The 3,667-nt window shown below is 51.2% G+C and carries 6 protein-coding genes and 1 pseudogene; 5 read left to right on the forward strand and 2 right to left on the reverse strand.

Annotation, left to right across the window (positions count from 1 at the left end):
* The 5 genes and pseudogenes from HFM78_RS10515 to HFM78_RS10530 form a co-directional block, all read left to right on the forward strand.
* Positions 1–223, forward strand: a 223-nt coding sequence (locus HFM78_RS10515) for a hypothetical protein (protein WP_287129401.1), incomplete at its 5' end; no start/stop codon positions are given.
* A 268-nt stretch (positions 224–491) separates the two neighbouring features.
* On the forward strand, positions 492–716 hold the full coding sequence (locus tag HFM78_RS10520; RefSeq protein ID WP_287129402.1) for a type II toxin-antitoxin system HicB family antitoxin: 225 nt from the start codon (positions 492–494) through the stop codon (positions 714–716).
* Complete coding sequence (locus tag HFM78_RS16335; RefSeq protein WP_396035011.1) at positions 709–912, forward strand: type II toxin-antitoxin system HicA family toxin; 204 nt, start codon at positions 709–711, stop codon at positions 910–912. Before HFM78_RS10520 ends, HFM78_RS16335 begins: the two co-directional genes overlap by 8 nt.
* A 367-nt stretch (positions 913–1,279) precedes the next feature.
* Positions 1,280–1,555: pseudogene (locus tag HFM78_RS10525) on the forward strand (integrin alpha); the annotation flags it as partial.
* Between the two features lie 6 nt (positions 1,556–1,561).
* A complete protein-coding gene (locus HFM78_RS10530; protein WP_287129405.1) occupies positions 1,562–2,062 on the forward strand; it encodes an integrin alpha in 501 nt (166 codons plus the stop codon).
* Between the two features lie 660 nt (positions 2,063–2,722).
* Here the strand turns inward: HFM78_RS10530 and HFM78_RS10535 are convergent.
* Positions 2,723–3,091: a DUF5615 family PIN-like protein gene (locus HFM78_RS10535; protein ID WP_287129403.1), complete on the reverse strand. Its 369-nt coding sequence runs from the start codon at positions 3,089–3,091 to the stop codon at positions 2,723–2,725.
* The gene (locus HFM78_RS10540) at positions 3,088–3,315 is read right to left on the reverse strand and encodes a DUF433 domain-containing protein (RefSeq protein ID WP_287129404.1); all 228 of its coding nucleotides are present in this window, start codon (positions 3,313–3,315) and stop codon (positions 3,088–3,090) included. The genes HFM78_RS10535 and HFM78_RS10540 overlap by 4 nt, the downstream gene beginning before the upstream one ends.
* Positions 3,316–3,667 lie beyond the last annotated feature (352 nt).

The raw sequence follows: 3,667 nt of genomic DNA on the forward strand, positions 1-3,667 counted from the left end.
CTCCCAGTCCCTTCTCGCCCGCTTGAGTGGCTCCAACCGACCCGCCATTAAAAAATTCTTGCAGGTCCATCAGGCTCAATTTGAGGCCTACAACCTCACTCAGGGCCTCGGTCCCCACCACAACCTTGCCCGCGCCAAACGCAAAAACGCCCCCTCCCCAGAGCAAGATATCCTCGGCTTAAAAGATAATTCCCCATCCCTTCAGCAGCAAGCGACCGCCTAGCCCAGACGATGCACCGCACCGGACGCGGCTACGGAGTCTGAGAGCGGTGCCATCTAATCTGAGACGCGACACCGTTTGCTCCTGTTTTGTCCACAAACACACCCTCATATCCTTCCAGAGCACTTTTCACAGCTTTTCTACCCGGACATTTATTTGGGGAGCCAGGTCATCTATTTTGAAACTCGACACCTAACCAGGTGGATATTGATGTGGGAGCACCCAAAAACAGCGATCATTGAACCAGAGCCTTCGCATAAGGGGAAAACTCATGCTGTTACGTTTGTCTGTGGTAACGGAAAAGGATGAGCATGGTTACTACGCCTATTGCCCTGCTTTAGAGGGGTGCCAAACCCAAGGCGATACGCCAGAGGAGATTGAACACAATATTCGTGAGGCCATTTCCTTGTATCTCTCCACGCTATCCGAACCAGAGAAGCAAGAGCTATTGGACCGAGAGATTCAAGCAACGGTCTTGGAGGTCCAAGTTGCCTAGGCTGCCCCGACTAACCGCTCCAGAAGCTGAGGGCCTTTTGCTTAAATCCGGTTTTGAATTTCTGCGCAGTGAAGGCAGTCATCGTATTTATGGAAAAGACCGCTTGCGGATGGTCATTCCCTTTCATGCGGGCAAGACCTTACATCCCAAGATCGTTAAGCAGGTTCTTAAAGCTATTGGCTGGGACGAACAATGATCTGGGACTGAACAACTTTGCAGCAAGGCTTACCAATGCCCAGCCCACCGCTCTCAAAACAATGGCACTACTGACATTTATCGTGGTAATCCTCACATCGAAATATGGAACCCATAATTTGGTCATTTCTTTCACCGCGTACGACAAACTCTACATGGGCCTAAATCCTTGCCACCTCTGCTTCCTGAACCAATCCTGCCGTGACAATCAATCTCGTCACAGTAGCTTTTTTTTTGCTATTCGACACTTAGCGGAAGTGGTATTACATGTTACAAATTATCAATTTTTGACCTCCGGGCGCACTTTGCCAAAAATAGTAGGTATACCAGAAGTAACACACCGCTAGTTGTCGTACAGGGAGGTTCCGATGTGCCTGCACCGGCGTTGGCCGCACTGGTTGAGTATCTCCTTGGGGCTATGGTGCGCTGCCGCTGCTGCCGCACCGCTAACCGTCCCAGTTGAACCTGCTGCAGCGCAGGCTGCCGCAATTACCAGCAGGGTAGGCTTCGCCAACGGCAGCCAAGCATACGATAACTCTGGCTTTTCTGTCAGCAATGCGGGGGATGTCAACGGCGATGGATTGGCCGATGTCATTGTCGGTGCTCGCTATGCCGACCCAAGTGGTCGAAGATTTGCCGGTCGTAGCTATGTGGTCTTTGGTAAGCGCAACATCCAACCTGTGGAACTTAGCCGTATCGAGAATGGTACCAGCCAGGCAGGCTTTGTCATCAACGGTAGCAATACATATGATCTCTCTGGCGGAGCTGTCAGTGGCGGTGGGGATGTCAACGGCGATGGGCTCGCCGATGTCCTTGTCGGTGCTCCCTTTGCCGACCCAAGTGGTCGAACCTCTGCCGGTCGTAGCTATGTGGTGTTGGGTAAACGCGACACTCAACCCGTGGAACTTAGCCGTATCGAGAATGGTACCAGCCAGGCAGGCTTTGTCATCAACGGTAGCAATACATACGATTTCTCCGGCGATTCTGTCAGTGGCGGTGGGGATGTCAACGGCGATGGGCTCGCCGATGTCCTTGTCGGTGCTCCCGGTGCCGACCCAAGTGGTCGAAGCTCTGCCGGTCGTAGCTATGTAGTCTTTGGTAAGCGCAACAGCCAACCCGTCGAATTATCGGGCCAGGGACAGCACAATTAACCAGCACCGATAAGCACTCAGGCGGGGGGCAGACAACGCCCTTAGATACTGACAAAAGCCAGCGCCACCTGCTTCCTTTTCCTTTGCCTCCTGCAGAGCTTCCTAAAGTGCCCTTCATTTTTTTTAATCGCTCATCCCTAAGCAATTAGGGGGGATGCACACGCCCAGCCAGAATCCGCTCTAGATGCGCTTTGTGGCCTTTTCTGACTCTACCACCACTCAGAATGCAGCGTCTCACATTCTGTGTCCGAAATTCCCGCTCAAAAATCTCACATTGTTTCTCATCCTGATGCCAAAACGCTCTTCACACTAGCATCCTGGCCTTGGGCTGTGGCTGAGTGCACCTTGCCACCGGCCAAATAAATGTCCGACTGCAAGTGCTAGCATCTCCTTCACGCCAATACACGCAAAGCCGCTCTCAGTAAGCTTTTGAGCGGTTGGAACTGAAAGAGATGACAAATAATTTCATACTCGACAATGGCAATGACCGCTATATGTCAAAAAGAATCATGCGGGAAATTGAACGTAATTATAACTTAACTCAGTACAGGAGAAGAATAAGAAGCATAAAAAAGTAAAGGAACGCACCAGAGAAAAAGAGAGAAGTAGAGGGCGAGGTAGGTAATCATGTCAACTATAAAATTAATTTTTTAGGGGCGGTCAACGCTTTAATGGGAGAATACGAACTCTGGAGCGGCTTTCATCAACAATTAACAATGCTCCTGTTTCCAACTCTGCCATGAATTGTTGTAAAACGCTGATAAGTAAACCACTGATATTTTCTGGAAGGGTATCCTGAGTGCGCAACTGAATGACACTTGGCTCTGCGGCACCCGTGGCGGCTAAGAGGGCACCAAAATCTAAATCATGGGTAAAAACTACATACTCTTGCACCTGCGCCCAAGTCATAATTGCCCGATCAGTGGCGCGGGGATCTCCGATGGTAGACCAATGCACTGCTTCAAAACCATTGTCCTGAAGCACCCCAACCCAGAGGGGTGAAAGATTCATGTCTAGCAAAATCTTCACGGGCGGACTAGGGGCAATTCTCGTTCCTCAGCACGCCAAGCACCATAGGCTAGGGCCGCTTGCAGATCTGCTTGTTCTAGGTAAGGGTAGGCTGACAGAATTTCACCGTTCGTCCGTCCCGCCGCCATTAAACCCAAAATCATACCCACCGTTATGCGTAATCCCCGAATACAAGGTTTGCCCCCCATTACTTGGGGATCTAAGGTAATACGGGTTAGCTCCATCCCAAACCTCCTGGTCTTGCCCCATTTTAGTGGACAGTGACTTGATACTACCTGCTGTCAGACAGCGTAGGTGATTTTCTCAAGCTCAACTGGAGAGATGCACCGAAGTGGAATGAAAGCGCTGACAAACTGAGTGCCTCACTTGGCGGGTATTCTCGCGGCAGCGGCAGCAGCGGACAATGATCACCTTCTCCACAGCACAAGCCTTCAGCACCCGCCATGTCCACTCGCGCATCGGCGCGACTGAACCAGCACTCCGGTACCGGAGTTCTCTTGCCCATTGGTACTTCAAGTACGCCAAGACCCTTGCAAATAACTGCGATGGGCCACATTCTTCCTTCTGGGGGATACA

It is taken from the genome of Candidatus Cyanaurora vandensis (genome assembly GCF_013285555.1).
GTDB lineage: Bacteria > Cyanobacteriota > Cyanobacteriia > Gloeobacterales > Anthocerotibacteraceae > Cyanaurora > Cyanaurora vandensis.